Source organism: Longimicrobium sp. (genome assembly GCF_036554565.1).
Classification (GTDB): Bacteria; Gemmatimonadota; Gemmatimonadetes; order Longimicrobiales; family Longimicrobiaceae; genus Longimicrobium.
The window spans coordinates 1-3,676 of the sequence record NZ_DATBNB010000318.1 but is presented as its reverse complement, the minus strand read 5'-3'; the positions used below and the strand labels follow the sequence as shown (position 1 = coordinate 3,676).

At 71.0% G+C, this 3,676-nt stretch carries 1 protein-coding gene; it reads right to left on the bottom strand.

Annotated features, from left to right (window positions below; translation table 11 throughout):
- Positions 1–472: 472 nt before the first annotated feature.
- Entirely contained in the window at positions 473–3,451 is a 2,979-nt protein-coding gene (locus VIB55_RS08675) for a hypothetical protein (protein ID WP_331876265.1), read from the bottom strand.
- Positions 3,452–3,676: the final 225 nt, after the last annotated feature.

Below are 3,676 nucleotides of genomic sequence, written 5' to 3'. Positions count from 1 at the left end.
CGAAACATCTGACGCAATGCACCTCGCCGTACACTCAAACCTGTCCACCTGACGCGATCACTTCGCGAGCCACCCGGAGCCTGTCATCCTGAGTCTTTCACCGTCCTGCGGCCGACCCTGAGGGATGAAAAAGAGGCTCGGGGGCGCCGTTTAGAATTTAGACGAACTGGACTTTTTCTATTCAGGCCCAGGCGAGCGAAACCCGCCGGTAGCACGACCTTAGCGGGCCGAAGGATCTAGCAGAGGGCACGTACGAGCCCGGGCGCGGCAGCGGTCACCAGAGCTGGGGCCTCGGCCGCGAGCCCGAACCAATCCGAGGCCCAGGCCCGCAAACCCAAGCCCGACATGCTGGGGCGAATGAATTCGCGGCAACAACCACCACGAAGTCCGCCTTCGCGGGCTGGCTTGCCGTTTCGTGAGGTCCAGTGTGGAGCGCGTCCTGAATCGTGCAGTTCTCGCGCCCTCCCGCGGTTCAGAACGCCCTGCCGACCCGCAGGTAGAAGCTCGGCTTCGGCCGCTCTACGATCACGATATCGTCCATACGGGACTCCACCTGGCTGAGCGGCACGGCTACGCCACCCACGATGTCGAGCGTCGCGTAATAAAACAGCGTCGTGCGCGCCCCCAGCTCGGCGCCGATGGAGTAGATGGGTGAAATCTCCCGGCTGGCGCCGAACACGGCGGGGCAGGCCTCCACGCACCAGGCGGCACCCCCATCCGCGAACAGGGCGCCCCAGCTGCGGCCCAGGAAAGCGGGAAGCATCCGGTAGCCGCGGTCCACCAGCACCAGCGGAACGCGGTATTCCACGCTGGCCGAAACCGCGCGATCCCCGAACTGCGTTCCGCGCTCGTACCCGCGCACGGGGAACTCCAGCCGCCCTCCGAGCCCCGTCTCGGCACCCAGCGGCCCCGCGACGTTTCCGCCGTCCAGGCCGCCCAGCCGGAACCCCGGGCTGCGCGCGCCCACGTCACCAGCCGCCACCGCGCGCGCGCCCAGCACGCTCCGCGCGAAGCTCACCCGGCCCAACGGCTGGAACCCCAATCCACGCCCCGCCAGGCGCACGTAGCCCTGCGGATCTCCATCCTCCTCCGGCGCGCGCAGGTAGCGGCGGCCCTCCACCGTGCCCGCCATCAGCCACCCCTCTTCCGGGCTGATGGAGTAGTCGAAGCCCCTCGCGCTCGATCGCCCGACGGTGAGCACCGCGCCCAAGTCCAGCCCCTCGCCTCGCCCGAACGGGAACGCGCGGTCTTCGTCGTTCAGCCAGTCGAAGGTCCTCTCGCGAAGGTTCACGCCGGTGCTGACCCACCCGAACGAGCGGTAGCGGGGGAATGGGAAGGTTGCGATCGCCGAGGCCGAGCGCTCCCGCTGCACCAGGTCGGGAAAGGTGTCCTGGGTAAAGCCGTCCCACTCCTGGCGCGCCGAAAAGCCGAGCACCGGCGATCCCAGCCCGGAGTAGACGTACGCCGCCGCGCCGCCGACCCGCCCGCTGGCCGGGTACACCTGCGCCGCGAGCGCCCAGGCGTGCCGGTCTACCACGTCGGACCCGCCCGTCGCCACGCCCCGGACCGGACCGAGGAATTCGTCTTCGAAGAGCAGCGGCGACCAGGTGGTCGGGCGCAGTGTGCGCCAGGGGGAGTACGGACGCGAGGGGCCGCCGGCCGTCCGCTGGTATCGCTCCGTCTCACGCGCCGGCGAGGCGAACTCCGCCGTCACCGGAGGGGCCGTGCGCCAGGTGGCGGGATCGAACGGAACGCGCGCCAGGTGATAGCCGTCTGCGCGGTACCAGCTGAACGCGATCCAGCGCCCGTCCGGCGACACGTCGGGCTGAAAGCCGCCGGAGAGCAGGTTGGTGATCTGCATCAGCCGGCCGGCCTGCAGGTCGTACGCGTACAGGTTGGAGATGCCCGTCCGGTCCGACGAGAAGACCACGTAGCGGCCGTCGGGCGACCACGCCGGGTGCAGGTCCAGCGCGCGGTCCGCCGTCAGCTCGCGGATCACGCGGCCAGCGGTGTCCATCACCACCACGTCGAAGAGCCCGCCGGTGCGCCAGCGGCTGGCGGCGATCCGCGTGCCGTCGGGTGACCAGCGCGGCATCGACCAGCGCACGTCGGGGTCATCGCCGGTCAGCGGGCGCGGGTTGCGTCCATCCGCATCCACCAGCACCAGCTCCGTGGACTCGCCCCCGCCCCGAGCCGCCACGATCCGGCCATCCGCCCGCCGCACGTCGGGCTCCAGCAGCCGGGCGCCGCGGCCCATCCGCTCCACGCCGCCATCCACGCCGACCGCGTACAGGTCGGAGAAGGCGCGATAGGGATCGACGAGGTCCACCTGCGCGGTCACCAGCCCCTGCCCGTCCGCGCGCCACGACACGGGGCCGATGGACGTGCGCCCGGCAATCACCTGCACCTCGCCCTCCGGCCCCAGGATGCGGGTGGAGGGATCGTCGCGCCCGGTGTAGGCGGAGTAGGCGATGCGCGACCCGTCGGGCGAGTACCGCGGCCACTCCGTGTAGCGGCCGGAGGTGGTCAGCAGCTCCGGCTCGGTCAGCCCGGCGGCGCGGATGGAATCGGCGCTGGCGCCGTAGCGTTCCTGCAGCTCTTGCCGCCACTCGCCGTACGCGCTGGAGAACGAGACGCCGTAGGCCTTCCGCGCGGCCGCATCCACCGCGTAGGGGAGGAGGCGGCGGCCCACGGTGCGGACGAACTCGCCCGCGCGCTCCGGCCCGTAGCGGTGCGAGAGCCAGTCGGCGAACTCGGAGCCGTAGACGTATGCGGCGCCGCCACCGGGCCAGTCGGCGGGGTTGCCGGCCAGCCGGTCGATGGGAAAGAACTCGTCCTCGAGCACGGCCGTGCGCAGCACCATGTCGTGGTAGCTGCCGTGGACGCGGCCGGCGCCGGTCAGGCGCGATTCCAGGTAGGTGGCCAGCCCCTCGGTGGTCCAGCGGGGGACGAACAGGTTGGGGTACAGCAGCGGGTTGCGGCCGAAGATCAGGCGCAGGTTGGCCAGGATGCCGCTGGCGTGGTCCAGGTGATGGATGTGCGCCAGCTCGTGCCCCACCACCAGCTCCAGCCAGTCGTAGGTGTAGGCCAGGGATGGCTCGTCGACGGGCGGATGCGCGTACACCACCACCCGGTTGCGCGGGAAGGGCGTGGCGAAGCCGTTGGAGAAGTCCACGTTGTCGGCCAGCACCAGGTGCACGCGGCCCTCCGGCGCCGGCACCAGCGCGGCCTCCAGCAGCACGCGCGCCTCCTCGGCCCGCGCGGCCGCGCGCCGGGCAAAGTCCTCCAGCCCCTCCGAATAGTGCACCTGGAAGTGCTCGGTGTCGAACGTACGCCACCGCGCATCCGGCGCCACTTGGGCGCGAGCCGGCGTTGGGACGAGCGCCGCCATCGCGAAAGCGGCCGCGGCAACACGGAGGAGAGAAGAGCGAACGGCCCGGATTCGGATCATGGAGCACTGTCGGAAGATTGTCATCCAGAGGAGCAGACGCCCCTCCCCCGGCCCCTCCCCGCACAAACTACGTGCGGAGAGGGGGGTACTTCGGTCGGGAGAGGCTGATTCGGTGCGGCGGCTGGCGCCCCCCATCCCCAGCCCTTCCCCCGCAAACTGCGCGGGGGAAGGGAGCCAGCCCGGTGCGCTTCGATGAGTCCGGCGCACTCCCCGGCTGCCCTCTCC